This is a genomic window from Holdemania sp. 1001302B_160321_E10, from assembly GCF_015552275.1.
GTDB lineage: Bacteria > Bacillota_I > Bacilli_A > Erysipelotrichales > Erysipelotrichaceae > Holdemania.
In genome coordinates, this window is sequence record NZ_JADNEM010000005.1 from 58,062 (window position 1) to 77,098 (window position 19,037).

Below are 19,037 nucleotides of genomic sequence, written 5' to 3' on the forward strand. Positions count from 1 at the left end.
CTTATTCCTGCCTTTCCGCAATCGGGATCAACTGACGCACACCGGCTTCCAGCGAAGCCAGCACCGGGACGGGCAAGGTCTTGCACAGCGGCAGTAAAATCGCCATGCTTCCCTGCGCCATCACCACGACGTCATTTTCTCCGGCTGCTTTTTGAATTGTATCAAAAACCATCCGGTTATGCCCTTCCTGATCCTGGGTTTCCATCAGATACGCCAGCGCGCCGGGAGCCAGATACTCCTGAACCGTCACGGTCCGGTTCTGCTTTCGTGCTTCAGCCTCGATCAGCCGCCGGCTGGGCGGCAGCGTCGTTTCCACCGTGGCGATCAGTCCGATCCGCGATCCGGTTTCGACCGCTTGCTTTGCCATCGGTTCGTCGATTTTAAAATAGGGAATCCGCAGGCATGACCGCGCGACGTCGACCGCTTCAGAAACTGAGGAACACTGGTTCAGGATTGCGCCGCAGCCCATCTCCTGCGCCATCAGCGCATAGCGGACAATCCGGGAGGTGACCGCTTCCGTGAGATGGCCTGCCTTCATGACATCGTTGAGCAAACTGTCGTCGATGATGTTGACCATTTCCACCTCCGGCAGCCATTGCTTAAACAAGGTTTTAATCGGATTCAGCGTTACAGGTCCGGTGTGGATCACCGCGATCTTCATGCTTTTTTCTCCCGGTGGAATTTGCAGTACCGCTCAAACGAGCCTGCTTTGTATTCTTCCGGAAAACGATAAGGCGTGCCGATCGCCCGGATCAAAAATAATGAATAACAGGTTTTTTCCACAATCTCAGCGACAGTTATTGCCATCTGCATATCACCGCCGACGCAGCAGGAGCCATGGTTGCGCATCAGAACCCCGGCCAGTTCGCCGAGCTGATCGCGGACCGCTTCCGCCAGTTCATCGCTGCCCGGCGGCGCAAAAGCTGCGATTTTCAAATCACCGCCCAAGTAGTTAGCCGCTTCAATATCCAGCGCCAGCATTTCCTCAATTCCTTCGATGGAGGCGTAAGCGGTGGCATACGTCGAATGCACATGAACAACGGCGTTGACGTCCGGCCGGTTCTTGAAGATATAGCGGTGCAGATTGTGTTCGATCGACGGTTTCCATTTGCCTTCCACTACATGGCCGTCCATATCTATGACGACTAAGTCCTCTTCCGTTAACAAATTATAATCCATTGAGGTTGGGGTGATGACGAATCGGTCTTCTCCCATAACGCGGGCGCTGATGTTGCCGGCAGTGCCGACGGTGAAGTTCTTCTCGCAGGTCAGACGGCAGCCCTTGAGCACTTCCTGTTTTGCTTGTTTCAATGCTTCGCTCATGTTTGAGTCCTCCTTTGAAAAGGAAACAAAGGCAAGCTGACTTTGTTTCCTTGTTTCATTTGCTGAATAAAGCTGGTTGAATCTGATTTTGATTCTCTATTGAATCTCGGATGAAGCCTGCGCTTGTTCTTCCTGTTCCATTAACGCGTCTTCCTTTTTCAGCCAGCGTGTATACAGAACCCAGCAGGTTCCCCATACGACTGCGACAATCAGCGGCAGGAAGTTGCCCTGCAGGAAAGCGAACAGCTGTGTCGCGTAGGTGAAAACCGGAGCGTTGATTGAGGAGTTGGAAATCAGTTCTCCAGCCGCCAGTTCAACGGCGCCTGTCTGCATCGCCAGCTGCGACATATACGGAGCGATCGCGGTTCCGACATACAGGAAGACCGGAGCGCCGATCGCGCACAGAATCAGCATCCGCGGCACGTTGCCCTTGGTGACGATCCAGGCCGGAACCGCCAGCGACAGATTGATAACGCCGGCAAACGGAAGCAGATTGTTGCCTGGCAAAATAAACGAATAGATAACCAGCATCGGCACGATCGCGATGACGGCGATCCAGATTTCATTCGCACCGCCTAAGTACGGCCAGTCCAAACCGACATACAGCTCGCGGTCCTTAAAGCGCTTCTGCATATACGCCTGCACCGCCTCGCTGATCGGCGCCAGCGCCTGCATGAACAGCTTCGTGACCATCGGGAACAGCGTCATCGCCGTGCCCGCAACCAATCCCAGCTTGAGGATATTGACGATGTCATATCGGCCGATAATGCCGAACACGCAGCCCAGGATGAAACCCAGCACATGGTTTTCCGCAAAAATACCGATCTTATCGCGCAGCTGAGCAACGCCGAATTCTTTATTCAGAAACGGAATCTTCCGCAGAATCATATCAAACGGCCACAGAATGCAGCTGAAGAACAGCGTTCTGTGAGAACAGGTAACGCCTGGAATTCCCGACATTTTCTGCAGACGTTTCTGATGCGCGTCGCTCGACCACAATTCCAGAACGATCTGAATCGAAGCGACGACAAACGCCAGAACGACGGAATTGGTCGTCCCCATCACAATGACCGCGGTAAAGATTTTACCCCAGACATTCCACAGGTCGGCGTTAAACGTCTTTGTTTTTCCCAGTGCCAGAAGCAGGATATTAATTCCGATCTGCAGCGGGAACATCGCGAAGGCATACGGCCAGGCCCACGAGATAACGGACATTGTCGTCCAGCCGCCGTCGATGATGGAAAGCTGAACGCCGGTGGCTTTGATCATCGCTTCCGCGACCGGTGTGATCGCTCCGCGCATGAAGTTGATAATTTCGCTCATGCCGGTAAAAGCGATGCCCAAAAGCAAGCCGGCGGAGATGGCATCCTTCGGTTTCATCTTGACGATCAATCCGGCGATGATCATGATGATCGGCACAAAGACAGAAGCGCCGAAGCCTAAAATCCAGTTGATTAAATCCTGAAACATTTGCATTATTTTCCACTCCCTCCTGGTTGGACTACCGCTTCAGATCCGTGATGATCTTCTGCAGTTCTTCTTCTTGTTTCATCCCCGTCAAAAACGCGATGCCGTTATAAACCGGCACTTTATAATCCTTCAGCGGCCGGGTGATGTACACATAGCCCGCTACATCCGGACCGGCCAGATAACGGTCCAGCGATTTCATATCCACGGCTTCCACCGTGCAGGAACAGCCTCTTTCCTTCAACAGCCGGCTCAGCTTACTGGCGACAGTTTGGGATGTCGCGACGCCGCTGCCGCAGGCAACGATCAATTTTTTCATAAATTCTCCTTTTTCACACAATGCGTTGTTTTCTGAATCGGCGGAAATGAGCGAATCATTCCAGATTGCCGATCTCCGCACAGGCCAGCCGGTAACATTCCTCGACGTTTTCCGCCTTTAACAGCTGGTCTGGAAAATCCGTGCCGGAAAACAGATCCATCAGCTTCTGCAGCAGGCGGATGTGATATTCGCTGTGATGATGGAATCCCAGCAGGAACACGGCTTTCACCGCAATGACTTCCTCGGATACCATCTGTTTCCACAAAAGCTTGTCCCGCAGCCGGATCACGGCCACGAAGGGTTTTATAATGTGTTCCGGGTCGGTATGCGGAATCGCGATCGGAAAGGGTTCCGTCGGCAAAGCCGTCGGATATTTTCCCTCTCGTTCCTCGATTGCCTGTAAAAAGCTGGCCTGTACAAAACCCTTTTCGTAAAGTTGTTGAAAGAGAGATTCAAACAGGTCGTGCTGACTCGTATACGTCGGATCCAGGTAGATCAGATCGCGGTAAATCATCGGTTCTTTCTGCATCTTATCCCTCCTTCCCAATCAAGACTGCCCGCAAGGCGTCCGCGTCAGCCGCCCTGCGGATCCGGGCCAGGCCTTCCGGCTCCGATACCCGTTCGTTAAACTGCGATAAAGCTTTCAGATGATTCTGGAAATCAACCGTTGCCAGAATCAGGATGATATCGGCTTGCAGATAGTCGTGAATAGCGATCTTATGCGGCAGCCGGACCAGACTCATGCACGTTTCGTTGACGCCGGCGTCAATCGCCGCATGGGCGATAATTACTCCGTCCGCAACCATGATGTAGGGTCGCTGAATCAGGATCTGACGGATCATCGTCTGAAGATAGCGTTCCTGAATCAGTCCTTTTTCCAGCAGCGGCCTGGCGCCCAGACTCACCGCCTCTTTCCAGTCGGTCAGTTCCGCCAGCATCACATGTCCCGGAACCAACAGATCTGCCAGATCCGGCTGCGCCGGATTTTTCGCAACCGGCAGTTTTTCATTTTGCCGATACAGTAACCGGCTTAAGCCTTTGCGTAATTCTTCCTTGTTTTCCACCTTGGCGTACTGCTCGATCACATCCATATAATCGTCCACCTCGTTGACCTGAAGATTGAATCCGGCCAGATACATCTGGACCTGATGGGCAAAGCTCTGCTTTTCCGGCTCGCTCATCATCGGCTGCAGCACAAACGTCTTCACCGGCACTTCCAGCGGCACGGTGGAGAAGATCAGATCGCATTCGATCTTCTGATCGCGGAATTCCCGCACGGAGTAAACGCCGCCGAAATCAAGCTGGGGAAGCAGGTCCTTCAGTTCCAGATACATGTAGCTGGAAATCGCCACGCCGTTTTCACAGACGAAGATCGCGCGGGGATTCGCCGCCGCCTGATCCATCTGCTTTTCCCGCCGCAGCCAGCCGCCGTAAAGAATCGTGATAAACCCGATCTCTTCCTCGGGAATCGGCTTGTTGAGCGTCTTTTCCAGCGGATAGATCGACCGCCGGGTCAGATCAAACAGATAGGTGTAGCGGTTTTTGATGGCTTCAAGCATTTCATTTTCAATGTGAAAGTCGTAGAGGATCCGGTAATAAGCCGCCTTCCAATGCTGAAAGATGTAATCGACCAGCTGTTCCTTGTGATTAAAGCGAATGCAGCTGACTGTTTCAAAAGCTTCGATCATTTCATAAACAGACAGATAAATATCCATATCCTTCGCGTCGTGGTTGTCGGACATAAACCGGAAGTTTGAAGTTAACAACAACAAGGTCAGATACAGGTATTCCTCAGCCGGACAGGTATTCACGCCGGACAACAGATCCCGTGCCACCTCATATTCCCGCGTGTGACGGAAGGAGTGCGCGCTGACTTCAAAGTCTTCGATGATCTGTCCCTGCTGAATGCGGCGGAAGACGATCGTTAAAAAATACGGCAGAAACTTCATCACCTGATCGGTAAACCGGATTTTCAGCTGCTTCTCAATCAGATTCAGCTGCCGGTCCAGCGTCTGGATCTGTTCCGGACGGATTTGGAGAATGCGGTTAAGGCGTGAACTTTCCAGCTGATTGATGACGCTGTTGAGTGCTTCGCTGAGCAGCTGGCGGCGGTTAAATTCGCGGCCGGTCAGCTGGTAGCCAAATTCCCGGGAATAGCGCAGTTCCAGATTAAACCGGCGAATCAGGATCTGAAGTTGTTTCAAGGTACTCAAAGCGGTGTTCTTGGAGATTTCCAGAATCGAAACGAAGTGATTCAGCGTCACGTCCGGCATTCCCAGCAGAATCAGGATGCTGATCTGCAGGCGCTCCTCATGCGAATAGACATAGCCGCTTTCCGGTTCAGCCTTCTGCGTAAACAGCTTCACTGAAGCTTGTTCATTCAGAATGAAGCCGCCTTGCTTTGTCCGCTGGATGACCGGCAGATGTTCCCATTGCAGCCAGGCGTTGATCTTCCGCATCGAGTAGTTTAATTGTTTGCGGGAAAGGCCCAGCATTTTTTCAATGTCGCTGCTTTTGATCATCGGGTTTTGTCGAATCAACATTACGATCTGGGTACTCCGTTTATCCAATATCAAGGCTTTCCCTCCTTTCCGACCCCCGCCTTGGATGATTCCATTATAGCGGCGGGTAATTTTGCTGCCGGGCGGTTGATCCCGGATTTGGGGACAGGCTGTGCCCCGGAATTGGTCTGTCATCGAAACAAGAAGCGGTTTCGCCCCCACGCTTTTCTGATAAGGCCGCAGCGGTCTTTCGCTCTCGGCGTTATTCGCGGATCAAAGCCTGCTTGCATTAAAGGCTTTCCTGCAAAGTCTTGCTTAACGATGGCGCAGGTAGTCCGCCGCACTGATAAAGAAAGGATCAGAACCAAAGCTGCCCGATTTCAGAATAAAAAGCAAGGGGCCGCAATCGCTGTAAGCAAAGGTGGAGCACAGTCCGGGTTCCAGCTCGTCGACAATTTCCATCATATTTATCTTCATGTGTTCGATAAATCGTGCGGAAGTATCTCCGCCCGCGGACAGAACCCGGGAAACGGAGCTGCCCTGAATCACATCGTGAACCAGACCGGCCAATCTTGACGAGAGTTCCTGCGCAGTCTGTGTTTCCGTCCAGCCGCATTGCCGGCCCCGGTCTTTTGTCTGCCGCACCAAGGCGGCGTCATTTTGAAAATAAACGAGCGGGATCAAGTCTTTGTCCAACGCGGCTTTCATTCGAGCTTTCGCCTGTTCTGCCTGACGCAAGGCGGTCTGCTTATCAAACAGCGCGAGCGGATCAAGCACCACTGAACAGCTCTGCGGCGTCTGTTCAAACAGCTGGATCTGCTTGTGCGTCTGCGGCGTCAGACTTCCGGCTAAAATCATCGTTCTTGTTCCTAACGTCTCAAACGTTCGCGGCTGAGGCGCATGTTCCGCCCAATAAATGGCCAGTTCCTCAGCCAGTCCGCTGCCGCCCAGGAAGATTTTCTCCTGATGTACAGCGGCGGCGATGATTTTTAAGTCATCCTGCGTTTCCCCATCGAAAATCAGATAACTGCATTCTTGTTTCGACCGCTCGACGAAAGCTTTCAGCGCCTCGGGACCGCGGCGGATTTCCGCCAGCGTCGCGATCTTCGTTTTCCGTTGGGATTGTTCCTGAATGATCCGGGCCAGTTCCGATTCATGGATGGGATTCACCGGATCGCTGCGGAAGGGACTGTCTGCGATTTTCTGACCATGCACATAATGAATTCCCTGGATTGTCTGCCGTCCATTTTTGATAAAAGCGGCACTGACAATGCCAAAATCTTCTCCGGTTTCATCAAGCAGCGCATCGAACTCCGCGCCGATGTTGCCGCGAAAAACCGAGCAGGTCTTCTTATAGAAGCGTCCGCAGCCTTCCGCTTTCATTCGGGACGCAGCCTGCCTGACCTTGCGGTAAGCCGTTACAGACGAATCGAACCGCGAATCGGTATCCTGAATCAGAACCTCCGTATCCGCGGGAAAACGGCCGCCGGTCTTCTGCGTGATCCGCGTCGTCAGACCTTGTTTTGCCAACATCACGCCGATATCCTGCGCGCCGGTAATATCGTCTGCGATTATTCCTGTTTTAATCATTACAATCACCCTTTTTATCGTATGACACCCCATGAGGGAATGCAATTTCAATATCGGGGCAGACGTTTGCCAATATTTGGATTGATCTTCCATGGAAATCTGAGGTGGAATTCTATAATAAGGACCAGAACAGGAGGTTTGTTATGAAATTAGGTTGTTGTACAACGATTGGAAACTACCGTCAGGTTTACGAAATGGGTTACGATTATATTGAATTGCCGGGTTTTGAGGTGGCAGCTCAGTCAGAAACGCAGTGGCAGGCGTTCCTGCAGGAAAAAAACGAGCTTGGCTTGCCCGTGCTTGGTTTCAATGCCTACAGCGCAGGCCAGCCGGCAATCATCGGCCCTTCCTGCGACGATCAGGCCACTGCCGATTATGCACGTCGGCTTGTTCAGCGGGGCGCGCAGGCGGGGATCGTCAATCTGGGAATCGGAGCCCCGGCCGCCCGGAAACTTCCAACAACGTTTTCCCGCGATGAGGCCGCACGTCAGCTGATTCGATTTTTACAGATCACTGCGGATATTGCCCGGCCTTACCATCAACAGGTCTTATTGGAAGCGCTGCATGACCAGTGCTGCGACTTCGGTCATGATCCGATTGAAGCTTTGGCGTGGATTCAGGAAGCGAACCGGGATAACGTTGGTCTGGTCCTGGATTTTTATCACAGCGCGGCGATGGGTCAAGCTGTGGATGACTTACGTGTGTTTGCCCCCTGGCTGCGGCACCTTCATTACAGTCAATGCGGCGATCATCTGTACCGCGGATATCCCGACGCTTCAGACCTTCCCGCATTGCGGAAAATCCACCGCCTGATCCGGCAAGCGAATTACGACCTGACGTTCAGCCTGGAATCGGATAACGCTGATTTCATGCGCTGCGCCCAAACTTCGCTGACTTTGCTTCATCAGGTCTTCGATGAACCAGAACTTTAACGTAAAAAAGCGACGCTGTTTCGGTCCATAGACCGGCAACGCCGCTTTTTTATCCCTTAGCTTTAATTTCAGAAAAGTCCGCGGGCACGACAATCGGCTCCCGTCGGACCTTCGACCAGGCAAATTCGCCGATCAGTTCCCGGGCCGTGATCGGTTCATAATGATCGCGCAGTCCCGTCAGCCAGGCCAGCTTCCCGATCAGCTCCGGCGCACTCCAACGTTGGCGCAGCTCGCCCAGATCCAGCGCCTGATCCCGTTTGGATAACCGCTGCCCGTGTTCGTTCATCAACAAGGGAATGTGGTAAAACTCGGGGACAGGCAGGCCAAGACATTGATAAAGATAGATCTGGCGAGGGGTGGACGATAACAGATCCATCCCCCGGACCACCTCGGTGATTCCTGTCAGACCATCGTCAATCACCACCGCCAGCTGATAGGCAAACACGCCGTCGGAACGCCGCACAATAAAATCGCCGCAGGTCTGATCCAATCGTGACACCCCCTGTCCCTGAAGTCCGTCCTTCAACGCGATGACCCGATTGTCCACCCGGACCCGCATTGCCGGCCGGCGGGTTTTCTCAAGCGTCCGTTTTTCCTGTTCGCTCAAATTCCGGCACCGTCCGCTGTAAAGCAGTTCCCCATCCGTTCCGTGCGGAGCGCTGGCGCTGTGCAGATCCGCCCGGCTGCAATAACAGGGATAAATCAGGTTCTTCTTCTGCAGCTCACCGAGTTTTTCTTCATAGATTGCCGTACGCTCACTCTGCCAAAGCGGTGTTTCATCCCAATCCAATCCCAGCCAGCGCAAATCATCCATAATCTGTTCGGCAAACGCACGCCGGCTGCGCTGCGGATCCAGATCCTCAATCCGCAGCACCCAGCTTCCCTGCTGAGATCGCACGGACAGCCAGCTTAACAACGCCGCCGTCACATTGCCAAGATGCATCCGTCCGCTGGGACTGGGCGCAAACCGTCCCCGGACTTGTCCTTTTTCTCCCATAACCTTCCCCATTTCCTTCTCCGGCGGTCTGCGCTTCACAAGCTTTCAGTATCAGCGTCATCCGGCCGGATCTGAATATTTTTATGATAAAACTTTTTCAGTCAAAAGTAAAACAGACCGTCGATTCCGATCTGTTTTCCGTGTTCCTATTTCATTTCTACTCTTTCCTTCAAAACTCAGGTCCTGACAAAGCCCAGTCCAAGCTTCGATTGATTTGCGTTTGCCGCAGAGCGTATCCTCTGTTCTGAGCCGGGCTGTCTATTTCAACAAAGGCAGACTCAGAATAAATTCCGGCGTTCCGCTGGACCCCGGGGCGATTTCATACTCGTCATAGACAACGACAACCTGACGATTTTCATTAATAAAGAATTTCTGATTCGCGCTGAGTCCGGCATATCCACCTTCCTCATCAAAATCGAAGAACGAAGATGGGTTTTCAGCCAGCTGGCGTTCGATCTGGGCGCGGATTTGTTGATCTGCCGCCGCAAGATTCTCCGGGCCTATCGCCTCAGCTAACGTCAGCTCCTGTCCGGTTTCCAAGTCCAGATTGAAGAAATAGCGCTGATCATACCCGCTGGCCATCGTCGTTGTCGTGTCGATCGAGAAGCTCAGCAACGTTCCCTGATTGTAGTGAATATGATAATCGGCATAAAAATCAACTGGATAATACGGCTCCTTCTGACTGGCAGCCTGTTTTTTCAGCGCTTCCGCCTGGCCGCGGGCTTCGGCGGACAGCTGGTTCAGTTCTTCCTCAATCCGCTGATTAATCCGCTTTTCAAATTCCGCATTGCCGCTGTTTTCCACCTTCGGCAGCGTGATGTGGATGACTTCATTCGCATCTTCCTTATCAATCTGCACGCCCGTCACAAGCCGCAGAAATTCGCCGATCACCGGCAGTTTCGCTACATTTTGCGCAAACACCGGCGACACATGCATCATCAGGGTAAAACAAGCCGCCGCGGCCGCAAAGCTGATCAGCCCTTTCATCACCCACCGGGGTTTTTGCGTTTGTTTCTGTCCCTGAGCAATCGCCTGTTTTACCCGTGCGTTCAGCTGGGGCGGAAGCGGTTGATTCTGATATTCCTCTTTGGCCTCTATCCAAGGTTCCTGCATTGTCTACACCTCCTGTTTCAACTGTGTTTTTAATAATTTCAGTCCTTTATAGACCTGAGATTTGATCGTATTGACATTGGTCTGCGTCATGGCCGCGATCTCGTCGAATTTCAGTTCTTCAAAAAAGCGCAGGATGATCACCGTTCGCAGCTTTGGTTCCAAGGCCATCACAGCCTGAAACAAATCGCTGTATTCGATCGGCGATGTATCCTGAGTATACCCCTGATACTCCTGCAGCGATGCCTGACGCTGACGTTGTGTGATCTGTTTGCGGCATGTTCCGTTGGCTTCGTTGATGCAGATCCGCACTAACCATGTCCGGATATATTCCGGCTGTCGAAGCTGGCCGATTTGCGAATACGCCTTGACGATCGTTTCCTGTACGACGTCCAGCGCGGACTGTTCCTCTTTGACAATGGAAAAGGCGATTCTGTACAACATCGCCTGATGTTCCAGAACCGTTTTTTCCAACAGCTCCTTTTTTTCTTCTCTGTTCATGAGCCTGCTCCTTCCGATCTAAAACCAGATTGCCGCCGCGATATCACCTCCGATTTTAGAAAAAGATCTTTTTCCGGGTTTCTACTTAATTAGGTGTTAAACCTGTGGTAAAAGTTGGAATTTCGTTTTCTTTTTTATATGATTTCCAATTTTATGGATGGCTGCGGAAAACAGAAAAACCGGAAACGCTCTTCTATCCGCGATCTTTTCACACTCGCTAAAATGGAAAACCCTCTTTTCCCATGGCGAACATGGCCGGATCCGGAAAAGAGGGGATTCTGTTTCATGCCTGGAGCGGGACATGTTCATCCTGTCCCGGTCTTTTCTGCTCCTGACGCAAACGTAATGAATATTTGTTTATCGGAAAGCCTGCCGGCTGCGCATGACCAGAAAGGTCATCATGGCCGGATCGATCAGATTCAACAAGTTAAATGACAAATCGACATGATTCAGAACATTGATCAGGAAAATCGTCGCGCACATCGTCCAATATAAACGCAGCCCCAACAAACGTCCCTGCATCAAAAGCGTCAGGCACCACAGACTGATCGCCGCGATCCCCAGCATCATCCAGGCCTGACCAAACAAACTCTCAACCGCGATGATGGCGTTGTAAATCAGACTCAGTTGCAGCCAGAAACGACAGAATTTACTCATGCTTCCGTTTTCTCCAACAAAACGATGGCCTGGGCCAGCACGCCTTCTTCCCGGCCGACAAAACCGAGCTTCTCCCCGCGCGTCGCCTTGACGTTGACCTGATCCTGCGCGCAATGCAGCGCCTGTGCGATGTTTTGACGCATCGACGGGATATGCGGAGCCATCTTCGGGCGTTCAATCATGATCAGCGCGTCGACGTTGCCGATGCGATAGCCTTTGCTTTCCATTAATTCTGTCACCTGTTCGAGCAGAATCAAAGAACTGATGCCTTTGTATTGCGGATCGGTATCCGGAAAATGCTTTCCCAGATCCCCTTCGCCTAAAGCGCCGATCACCGCTTCCGCGATCGCGTGAAGCAAGGCGTCAGCGTCGGAATGTCCGACTAACCCTTTCGTGTGTTCAATTTCAACGCCGCCTAAAACTAAACGGCGGCCTTCCGCCAACTGATGAATATCGCTGGACTGCCCAATTCTAAACATGTTTTATCCTTCTTTCTTTTGTGTTCTTGAACGCCGATCCCCAGATCAAACCGCGGGTATTTCAGAAATCCATCTTTAGATTTTCATCCCTGGGGAATGGGAAACGAATCCTTCTTTCTTTTATTATAAAGAATACGGCGTAAAATCGCATCCTTTCTCTGAAATATTTTATAAGAACTTTTCCTTATTACGTCCTGCGCAGCGGTTAAAAGCTGAGTGTTAAAGATCAGAAAAGCAAGTGATCGAAAGAATGTTCTTCACCAGAGACCGCCAGCTCCATTTCAATCTCGTTTGTTCCACCCCTTCTCTATCCTGAAAAAATGGAAAGTCTGCTTGACATAGCAGCGAAGCATGCTACACTATAATGGAAAGCAAGCTTTCCATGAATGGAGGAGGTTTATGAAGAACAGACTGGAAGCGCTGCGTAAAGCGCGCGGCATCAAGCAGGAAGAATTGGCAGCCGCCCTGGAAGTTTCCCGGCAGACGATCGGCTCGCTGGAAAACGGCAGGTATAATCCATCAATTTTGTTAGCTTTTAAAATTGCCCGCTATTTTGACGTCAGTATTGAAGATGTTTTCATTGATGAGGAGGAATCAAAATGAAAAAAAGAAACGCACTTCTGCTTGCCGCAGCCGGATTGCTTTTGATCACCGCTGGTTTTCTTCTGCTTCGCACATCCATTTTTCCCGTTGATAATCTGCCCGCTCTGCCTTATCTTTTGATCGGCGTTGGCTGCGGCGTTTTCGGTCATGGCGCAGGCGCCTGGATCAGCCGTCAAGCTTTAAAAAACGCGCCTGAGATTCAGAAGCAAATCGAAATTGATCAGCGGGATGAACGCAACGTTCAGATCGCCAATCGGGCGAAAGGCAAAGCTTACGACGCGATGATCTATATTTTCGGGGCTTTAATGGTATCGTTTGCGCTGATGAACGCGGATCTCTTTGTCATCCTGTCCTTTGTCGCCGCCTACCTGTGCGTCGTCGGCATTTCGGTTTACTATCGCGTGAAGTTTGACAAAGAAATGTGAAGTTGCTAAACAATCAGTCAGGCTCACGAAAAATACAGGATTTTTTCAAAATTCACAAGGGAAGCCGGCCGCTTCCTTTTTTCTTTTAAATCCGAAACATTTCCGCGGAATTTCGCGTTCTTTCCGCATGGATTGACAGTTTTCTTTCCGCCGAATTTCTGTTATCATGATGGAAAAGGATGTGGGAATCATGAATGGAATCGCCGTGATCGGAACGTCAATGATTGATCTTGTCGTTGTCGGCCGTCAGGCTTTTGAAATGGAGCATTGCAACAAAGCGCAGATCGTGCGAAGCTTCGGCGGATCAATGCACAATGTCGCTTATAACTGCGGTTGTTTAGGTCTGGAAACGCATTTTGTCAGCAAGTTCGGGCGCGATGACGCCGGACTGGCGATCGTCAACGAGCTGCAGAAAAAAACATGTTTCGTTTACGGCCCGGTCGTCAATCAAAGCACGCCGGTTTTCATCTCGGCTTCCGATCCGGAAAAAGGGCTGTACTTTTCGTCCATCCAATCGGAATTTCTCTTCCATGGCGAAGGGGAAGATCTTCCTTACTGCGTCTTGGGAGAATGTGACTGGGGAATCACCGATCAAATCGATCCCGCATTCTTAACGACGCTCTTAGCCAAAACGCCGCAGACACGCTGGATTTTCAGCGGTCAGATTCCGCCGGAGGCCACATTGGACAAATGGGAAGGAATCGTGCTCAACCGTGATGAAATGACAGCTTACGCCGGCTCAGTCCCGATGGCGCAGGCTGCGAAAGCGCTGTTGAAAAAAGGCGTCAGCTGGATCATTATTACTTTGGATAAGGATGGCGCGCTGTTAGTTACGCTGGATGGGATTCGCCCATATCCAGCGGAGAAGGACGGCGCTTATCCGCTGGGCTGCGGCGATGCGTTTTTAAGCGGACTGCTCTTAGGTCTGACGCAAAAGAAACCGATCGAGCATTGTCTGCATCCCGCTTTGGCCGCGGCGGCAATCGTGCTGCAGGAGCCTGCCGCATTGTCAGAAAAGCTATGTCAGCTGAAACCCCGGACCGCTTCCCAACCCCAGTAAATTGGCAGATAAGCCACGCCAAATGAGAAAGATTGATAAAACCCCGTTTCCTTCAATTTTAATCGCTATCCTTGATTGAAGGTGCGATCAAGGGGATTGAAAACCGGGATTATCCTGCATCTATTCCTTCAGTATGACAAGGTTAGAGGGGTAGAACTATCTCCGCCAAAAAATCATGAGGCTCACCTCAATTCTGATTGATTAGCGGTAAATCATGACCAATATTTCGTCGATCTTCCACAAAAGAATTGACATCCTGCGGAAATTGAATACAATCAGGATATAGATTCGATGACAAGAATAAGTAGACGGAAATTTCTGAACCTCACCAGAGAGCCGGATCCAGGTGTAAGCCGGCAGGCAGAATTCCAGCCGAAGTCCTCTTGAAGAAGCCTTCTGAACTGACAGTAAGAAGTGCCGGACGCTGATCCCGTTAAAGACACAGCCCATTGACAGATGGGAAAAGAGCCGGAATTTTCCGGAATCAAGGTGGTACCGCGGTCAAGCCGTCCTTTGTTGGACGGTTTTTTTGTGGATCGAACTGGAAGGAGAGTTTTATGAAAAAATGTTCTAAAAAGAATCTGATCCTGCTGAGCCTGACGTTGTTTTCAATGTTTTTCGGGGCGGGCAATCTGATTTTCCCGCCCTTCCTGGGACAAAATGCCGGGACGCAGAGCCTGCCGGCGTTAATCGGTTTTCTGATCACCGCGGTGGGTTTCCCGGTGCTGGGGATCGCCGTTGTCTCCCGCTTCAATGGTCTGGATGTTCTGGCTCAGAAGGTTCATGCCGGATTCGGACTGTTCTTCGCGGTTTTGATCTACCTGTCGATCGGGCCGCTGCTGGCAACGCCGCGGACAGCTACGCTGCCCTTTGAGATGGCGATCCTGCCCTTGCTTCCGGATGGCACCTCCCCGCAGCTTTCCCTTCTGTTGTTTACGAGCGTATTTTTCCTGATCGCCTGGCTGCTTTCCCGCAATCCAAGCAAGCTGATCGACCAGCTGGGAAAGCTCCTGACGCCGACGCTGTTAGTGTTGATTGTGGCCGTCTTTGCCGCCGCGCTGCTGCATCCGTTAGGACAGCCGGCCCTGCCGCAGCCCGATTATGCATCCGGGCCGTTAATCAAGGGATTTTTAGAAGGCTACCTGACGATGGACGCGCTGGCAGCCCTCAATTTCGGCATTGTCGTTTCTCTGAACATCCGCGCGCTGGGGATTGACGACGATCAGGAAGTCATGTCCACCAGTATGAAAGCCGGCTGTCTGGCGGGGTTGATTCTGGCGGTGATTTATATCATGTTAACGCTGTTAGGCACTTCCCTTTCCGGCATGCCGATCGGCGCTAACGGTGCGCAGACGCTGACGCTGGCCGTCACTTCGCTGTTTGGCGAAAGCGGCCGCTGGGTCATGGCGTTGATCTTCCTGTTGGCCTGTATGACGACTTGCGTCGGCTTGTTAACCAGCTGCAGCGAATTCTTTTCCTCACTGACGCCGAAAATCAACTATTCTCAATGGTTGTTATTCCTGACGCTGTTCGCGCTGGGCGTTTCCAATTTTGGGTTATCGGCGATTCTGTCGATCTCCGTTCCGGTGCTGAATATGATTTATCCGATGGCGCTGGTTCTGATCCTGCTGGGGTTGGGCGATCCTTTATATAAGGATAACCGCCTGATCTATCCATTGACTGTGTTCAGTACGGGTGTCGTCAGCGTTCTGGCTGAGCTGGATACCCTGGGTTTACGAATTCCCGGACTGACCCAGCTGTTGGAAAATCTGCCGCTGGCCTCGCAGTCGCTGAGCTGGATCTGCATCGCAATAGTGATGTTTGGCCTTTCGCTGATGCTGGGCAGAAGAAAGAAAGCAAGGCGTTAACCTTTTTCTGACAATCAGACAGGAAGCGCCATGTTTTATAAATCAGACTTATCTTTCATGGGCAAGCTCGTCCTGATATACTACTTTTCTTGATTTCTGTTTCCTATTTTGTCTGTTGTTTTCCCCCAGCTTTCTTCATCCATTACATCACGATAATCACTTTGCCTTCGGTTAGAATTTTGATGCTTGTGCCACTACTGCACAGTGATCTTCCATATCCAGTTATCACCCTGGCAGGTTGTGTTAAAAAAAGCTGATTTCCCCGATCATCCGGAAGTCAGCTTTTCGTTTTCCTATTCGCAAAAAGGCAGTTCAGACAGGCCGCTGCCGCTTATTCCTCGTCGTTTTTCAACAGGATTCCGCCGACGTTGACACGGAAAGTCTGGAAGGCGGCCCACTTCACCGGCGCTTCGGCAAATACGGCCACCGCCGCGTCCAGCACCGCTTTGAGATCCCAGGCGATGAAATCCAGATATCCACAATTCAATCCGGAAGCCCCGCCCAGCCAGGCTGCGGCGTCCATCCCGGCCCTTTCGCTGATCTTCGCTTCCAATTCATCACGGAAATCCAGGATCGCTTTCGCCCGGTCTTCCCCCTGAAACCCGTCGAACGGATAATAGAAGAAGCCGGCGGCGATGCCGTCCTTATGCAGATCATCGACCGCCTGCGTTATCCCACGCAAATACTGCTGGATCAGCACCGGGCAGCATGTCGAACCGGCCGTCACATCCCCACGCACCTGTTCCTGGCGTTTCTCGTCCGGCTCCATCCGATATGCAGTGTAGCTCTTCAGTACGCGCGCCGGATCGCGGCTGAGATCCAGCCCCATCTCACGCAAAGCCTCCGGCAGTTCCGCCAGTGTTATCCCCGCATCACTTTGCGGCTGTGAGTACAGCTTGACCTCGTCAATCACCGACATCGCGGCAATCTCGCCCAATGTCTGATCAATGAAAACAGACAAAATCCACCAGACCTGATTTTCATTTTCCGCCATAAGCTCTGCCAGCGCCGGGCAGCAGACCGCCAGCGACACCGTTTTTTCAGTGTGCTCTGTAATCCACACCTGCACTTCTTCCGCCGAAAGCTCCCGGCCCGCGATCCGCAGCGCCGCTTTGGGCGCAGGCTGGCGGCCGATCATCACATTCCAGCGTTTTTTCAAGCTCTCCGGCATCTGCTTCTGATAATAATCCAGCGCTATCAAGCGTACCCGGTCGCCCTCGGGCGTCAATATCAGATCATAACGATCCTGATTGCATCCCAACTCAAAGGCGATCTCTGAAAATGCCGGATGAAGCAGCCGGGTTGTCTGATTGATGATTTCCTCACCCTCTACCCGATTGCGCATCCGCACCCGCAGCACCTGTTCTTCACGCTCAAACAGCTGCCAGCTCTCCTGCACCCGCTGCCGAAACGGCTTCTCAAAGCGCGGTAAAGCTAAGCGTCTGCGGCAATCTTCGATCAACGCCAGCGTATCCTCATCGCCCGGCCGGGCGTTTAGTGCCCGTTCAAAATAGGTCAGTGCCGGGCCTTCCTGATCAAGATAATAATAGGCGTAAGCCATCCGGAAATTCCAGGTATGCTCCTTTCCCAACGGTTCTTCGACCCTCTTTAACAGCTGGATCGCTTTCTCAAAATTTGCCCGGTCATTCACGTCCGCGACATTATTATACGCTTTCGCCAGTTCGCTGATCAGTTCAGGCGTGAGCTTTGCCTCTTCCAGCGCTTCGATGGCATCAATGATTTGGGTGTATTGTCCGTTTGCGTTCCAGAGTTCAATCTGTTTCCACAATTCCATTTCTGATTTCCTCCCTGAGATCAGCGCGGCTGACCCTCATTCCATATTCAAGTTGATTTCTTTCTTAGAATCCATTCAAGCGTTCATCCTTTTCCCCGCTGAAGCGCAGACACCCCCGGCCGGCAGCTTTGGCCTGATACAAAGCCTGATCGGCATGGTACCAGAGCTGATCAAACTGTTGTCCCTGCTCCGGGAACCGGGCGGCGCCCAGACTGGCGCTGACAGAAATCGTCAGTCCTTTCTGTTTTCGTAGCGTTTCCCAGACACTCATCAGCCGGTTGGTTTCCTCTATGATCCCCGCGGTGGAAAGCGGATTGATTTGATCCCGGTCCGATCTGAGATAGAGGATGAATTCATCGCCGCCGATCCGTCCGCTTAAGGCATCAGGGAAAACGGCGAGGATCGCCTGGCCCAGCGTTTCCAGCACCTGATCGCCCAGCGGATGTCCCATCGTATCATTGATCTGCTTAAACCAGTCGATATCCAGCATGATCATGACGCCCGGGCGGCCTTCCTGCATTGCCGCGCTGATCTGCGCTTCAACCCACCGGCGGTTCAGCAGCCGCGTCAGCGAATCATGCCGGGCATTGTATTCCATCCGGCGGTAAGATTCCTCCAGCGCACGTGTTTTCTCTTCCACCAGCTGTTTCAGCTGACGGTTGGATTGTTCCATCAGACGATGCGGAAAAAATTCATCCGTCCCCTGTTCCGGATCAGGAACCGACTGATGTACATGCAGAACCCGCCATTGATTGCCCATCTGACGCAAAAGTATTGTAAAGCGGAACCGGCCGATGAATTCCAGCGGATTCTCGGTCTGTTCCCGAACCCGCAGCTCGCCGATCACAAGCGTGCAGTCGGCGCTGACCGGCTGACTTTGATACCACTGATCCTCAATGATAAACGCCGTTGTCCGCGCGCTGATTTCCGCGGCGATCTTCTGCACGAACATCTCAAAGCTGCGGCTGACCTCATGTTCGCCGGTACCGATGATTGTCGTTTCCGGCAGAAAACAATGATCCAATAAAGTATAATTTTGTTTTTCCAGATATTCATGCCAGAGATACCGGCAAAAAGTTTCGGGGGAAGGCAGATTTTCCATGCGATCAACTCCTTGATTTTTCAGCCTTGCTTACAAACATGTTTCATCCGGTCGACCGGGCAATGAAATTCCCGGCCTGTCGTTCGGTAAATCCTGAAATTTTATCGCTTCTGTGCGTTTTCAAAAACTTGTTTTGTTCGATTTTTGAATCAGCTGTTTCTATTATAACGAACTTCCGGATAAATGTCTTTAACGAGAACGGTAAATCCGGCGCTGCCCGCCGGCTTCCGGATCTGCCCGGGGTAAATCAGGCTCGGTTTGCCAACTTCCCGATGCCGCTTCCGCAACTTTCAACGGGAAAGCGAGAA

General features: G+C 51.9%; 19 protein-coding genes and 1 other annotated feature. Of the genes, 5 read left to right on the forward strand and 14 right to left on the reverse strand.

All coding sequences use genetic code 11. The annotated features are described in order from the left end of the window. Window position 1: 1 nt before the first annotated feature. The 7 genes from I2D94_RS04250 to I2D94_RS04280 all read right to left on the reverse strand — a co-directional run bounded on the left by I2D94_RS04250 (window position 2) and on the right by I2D94_RS04280 (window position 7,200). Window positions 2–661 carry an aspartate/glutamate racemase family protein gene (locus I2D94_RS04250; protein WP_195395724.1) on the reverse strand — a complete coding sequence of 220 codons (660 nt, stop codon included), beginning with the start codon at window positions 659–661 and terminating at the stop codon, window positions 2–4. Then, window positions 658–1,323: a class II aldolase/adducin family protein gene (locus tag I2D94_RS04255; protein WP_195395725.1), complete on the reverse strand. Its 666-nt coding sequence runs from the start codon at window positions 1,321–1,323 to the stop codon at window positions 658–660. The genes I2D94_RS04250 and I2D94_RS04255 overlap by 4 nt, the downstream gene beginning before the upstream one ends. Before the next feature lie 96 nt (window positions 1,324–1,419). Then, entirely contained in the window at window positions 1,420–2,799 is a 1,380-nt protein-coding gene (locus tag I2D94_RS04260) for a PTS galactitol transporter subunit IIC (RefSeq protein ID WP_195395726.1), read from the reverse strand. Window positions 2,800–2,824: 25 nt separating this feature from the next. Next, window positions 2,825–3,109: a PTS sugar transporter subunit IIB gene (locus tag I2D94_RS04265; protein ID WP_006058439.1), complete on the reverse strand. Its 285-nt coding sequence runs from the start codon at window positions 3,107–3,109 to the stop codon at window positions 2,825–2,827. A gap of 55 nt (window positions 3,110–3,164) precedes the next feature. Beyond that, window positions 3,165–3,638, reverse strand: coding sequence for a PTS sugar transporter subunit IIA (locus tag I2D94_RS04270; protein WP_006058440.1), 474 nt, complete (start codon window positions 3,636–3,638; stop codon window positions 3,165–3,167). A gap of 1 nt (window position 3,639) precedes the next feature. Next, a complete protein-coding gene (locus I2D94_RS04275) occupies window positions 3,640–5,685 on the reverse strand; it encodes a BglG family transcription antiterminator (protein WP_195395727.1) in 2,046 nt (681 codons plus the stop codon). 240 nt (window positions 5,686–5,925) lie between these two features. Next, window positions 5,926–7,200 (reverse strand): four-carbon acid sugar kinase family protein, encoded by a 1,275-nt coding sequence (locus I2D94_RS04280; RefSeq protein WP_195395728.1) that lies wholly within the window; start codon window positions 7,198–7,200, stop codon window positions 5,926–5,928. Between the two features lie 143 nt (window positions 7,201–7,343). Here I2D94_RS04280 and I2D94_RS04285 point away from each other — a divergent pair, with 143 nt between their 5' ends. Further along, the gene (locus tag I2D94_RS04285) at window positions 7,344–8,132 is read left to right on the forward strand and encodes a sugar phosphate isomerase/epimerase (RefSeq protein ID WP_195395729.1); all 789 of its coding nucleotides are present in this window, start codon (window positions 7,344–7,346) and stop codon (window positions 8,130–8,132) included. A 49-nt stretch (window positions 8,133–8,181) separates the two neighbouring features. Here I2D94_RS04285 and gluQRS read toward each other — a convergent pair whose 3' ends face one another. From gluQRS to ispF, 5 genes are all read right to left on the reverse strand, one after another. Beyond that, window positions 8,182–9,129 (reverse strand): tRNA glutamyl-Q(34) synthetase GluQRS, encoded by a 948-nt coding sequence (gene gluQRS / locus I2D94_RS04290; RefSeq protein WP_195395730.1) that lies wholly within the window; start codon window positions 9,127–9,129, stop codon window positions 8,182–8,184. Window positions 9,130–9,387: 258 nt separating this feature from the next. Continuing rightward, a complete protein-coding gene (locus tag I2D94_RS04295; protein WP_072683107.1) occupies window positions 9,388–10,242 on the reverse strand; it encodes an anti-sigma-V factor rsiV in 855 nt (284 codons plus the stop codon). Between the two features lie 3 nt (window positions 10,243–10,245). Then, the gene (locus tag I2D94_RS04300; protein ID WP_195395731.1) at window positions 10,246–10,740 is read right to left on the reverse strand and encodes an RNA polymerase sigma factor; all 495 of its coding nucleotides are present in this window, start codon (window positions 10,738–10,740) and stop codon (window positions 10,246–10,248) included. 357 nt (window positions 10,741–11,097) lie between these two features. Beyond that, window positions 11,098–11,397, reverse strand: coding sequence for a hypothetical protein (locus tag I2D94_RS04305; protein WP_072683105.1), 300 nt, complete (start codon window positions 11,395–11,397; stop codon window positions 11,098–11,100). Further along, entirely contained in the window at window positions 11,394–11,876 is a 483-nt protein-coding gene (gene ispF / locus I2D94_RS04310) for a 2-C-methyl-D-erythritol 2,4-cyclodiphosphate synthase (RefSeq protein WP_195395732.1), read from the reverse strand. Before ispF ends, I2D94_RS04305 begins: the two co-directional genes overlap by 4 nt. Window positions 11,877–12,275: 399 nt before the next feature. Here ispF and I2D94_RS04315 point away from each other — a divergent pair, with 399 nt between their 5' ends. The 4 genes from I2D94_RS04315 (at window position 12,276) to brnQ (ending at window position 15,832) form a co-directional block, all read left to right on the forward strand. Then, a complete protein-coding gene (locus tag I2D94_RS04315) occupies window positions 12,276–12,479 on the forward strand; it encodes a helix-turn-helix transcriptional regulator (RefSeq protein WP_072683103.1) in 204 nt (67 codons plus the stop codon). Continuing rightward, the gene (locus I2D94_RS04320; RefSeq protein ID WP_195395733.1) at window positions 12,476–12,904 is read left to right on the forward strand and encodes a hypothetical protein; all 429 of its coding nucleotides are present in this window, start codon (window positions 12,476–12,478) and stop codon (window positions 12,902–12,904) included. The genes I2D94_RS04315 and I2D94_RS04320 overlap by 4 nt, the downstream gene beginning before the upstream one ends. A gap of 190 nt (window positions 12,905–13,094) precedes the next feature. Continuing rightward, window positions 13,095–13,964 (forward strand): carbohydrate kinase family protein, encoded by an 870-nt coding sequence (locus I2D94_RS04325; protein ID WP_195395734.1) that lies wholly within the window; start codon window positions 13,095–13,097, stop codon window positions 13,962–13,964. 282 nt (window positions 13,965–14,246) lie between these two features. Continuing rightward, window positions 14,247–14,481 (forward strand) — a binding site (T-box leader). Between the two features lie 40 nt (window positions 14,482–14,521). Next, window positions 14,522–15,832, forward strand: a complete 1,311-nt coding sequence (gene brnQ / locus I2D94_RS04330) for a branched-chain amino acid transport system II carrier protein (protein WP_195395735.1) — start codon at window positions 14,522–14,524, stop codon at window positions 15,830–15,832. A 331-nt stretch (window positions 15,833–16,163) separates the two neighbouring features. On the opposite strand, the gene I2D94_RS04335 is transcribed toward brnQ, so the two are convergent. Then, on the reverse strand, window positions 16,164–17,627 hold the full coding sequence (locus tag I2D94_RS04335; RefSeq protein ID WP_195395736.1) for a hypothetical protein: 1,464 nt from the start codon (window positions 17,625–17,627) through the stop codon (window positions 16,164–16,166). A 64-nt stretch (window positions 17,628–17,691) separates the two neighbouring features. Then, window positions 17,692–18,729 (reverse strand): diguanylate cyclase domain-containing protein, encoded by a 1,038-nt coding sequence (locus tag I2D94_RS04340; protein WP_195395737.1) that lies wholly within the window; start codon window positions 18,727–18,729, stop codon window positions 17,692–17,694. Window positions 18,730–19,037 lie beyond the last annotated feature (308 nt).

Excerpts from the sequence above, each read along its gene's own strand:
- I2D94_RS04325 (WP_195395734.1), top strand. The coding sequence starts at position 13,095 with ATGAATGGAATCGCCGTGATCGGAACGTCAATGATTGATCTTGTCGTT.
- gluQRS (WP_195395730.1), bottom strand. The coding sequence starts at position 9,129 with ATGGGAGAAAAAGGACAAGTCCGGGGACGGTTTGCGCCCAGTCCCAGC.
- I2D94_RS04295 (WP_072683107.1), bottom strand. The coding sequence starts at position 10,242 with ATGCAGGAACCTTGGATAGAGGCCAAAGAGGAATATCAGAATCAACCG.
- I2D94_RS04315 (WP_072683103.1), top strand. The coding sequence starts at position 12,276 with ATGAAGAACAGACTGGAAGCGCTGCGTAAAGCGCGCGGCATCAAGCAG.
- I2D94_RS04250 (WP_195395724.1), bottom strand. The coding sequence starts at position 661 with ATGAAGATCGCGGTGATCCACACCGGACCTGTAACGCTGAATCCGATT.
- I2D94_RS04260 (WP_195395726.1), bottom strand. The coding sequence starts at position 2,799 with ATGCAAATGTTTCAGGATTTAATCAACTGGATTTTAGGCTTCGGCGCT.
- brnQ (WP_195395735.1), top strand. The coding sequence starts at position 14,522 with ATGAAAAAATGTTCTAAAAAGAATCTGATCCTGCTGAGCCTGACGTTG.
- I2D94_RS04280 (WP_195395728.1), bottom strand. The coding sequence starts at position 7,200 with ATGATTAAAACAGGAATAATCGCAGACGATATTACCGGCGCGCAGGAT.
- I2D94_RS04285 (WP_195395729.1), top strand. The coding sequence starts at position 7,344 with ATGAAATTAGGTTGTTGTACAACGATTGGAAACTACCGTCAGGTTTAC.
- I2D94_RS04300 (WP_195395731.1), bottom strand. The coding sequence starts at position 10,740 with ATGAACAGAGAAGAAAAAAAGGAGCTGTTGGAAAAAACGGTTCTGGAA.
- I2D94_RS04335 (WP_195395736.1), bottom strand. The coding sequence starts at position 17,627 with ATGGAATTGTGGAAACAGATTGAACTCTGGAACGCAAACGGACAATAC.
- I2D94_RS04265 (WP_006058439.1), bottom strand. The coding sequence starts at position 3,109 with ATGAAAAAATTGATCGTTGCCTGCGGCAGCGGCGTCGCGACATCCCAA.
- I2D94_RS04255 (WP_195395725.1), bottom strand. The coding sequence starts at position 1,323 with ATGAGCGAAGCATTGAAACAAGCAAAACAGGAAGTGCTCAAGGGCTGC.
- I2D94_RS04340 (WP_195395737.1), bottom strand. The coding sequence starts at position 18,729 with ATGGAAAATCTGCCTTCCCCCGAAACTTTTTGCCGGTATCTCTGGCAT.
- I2D94_RS04270 (WP_006058440.1), bottom strand. The coding sequence starts at position 3,638 with ATGCAGAAAGAACCGATGATTTACCGCGATCTGATCTACCTGGATCCG.
- ispF (WP_195395732.1), bottom strand. The coding sequence starts at position 11,876 with ATGTTTAGAATTGGGCAGTCCAGCGATATTCATCAGTTGGCGGAAGGC.
- I2D94_RS04305 (WP_072683105.1), bottom strand. The coding sequence starts at position 11,397 with ATGAGTAAATTCTGTCGTTTCTGGCTGCAACTGAGTCTGATTTACAAC.
- I2D94_RS04320 (WP_195395733.1), top strand. The coding sequence starts at position 12,476 with ATGAAAAAAAGAAACGCACTTCTGCTTGCCGCAGCCGGATTGCTTTTG.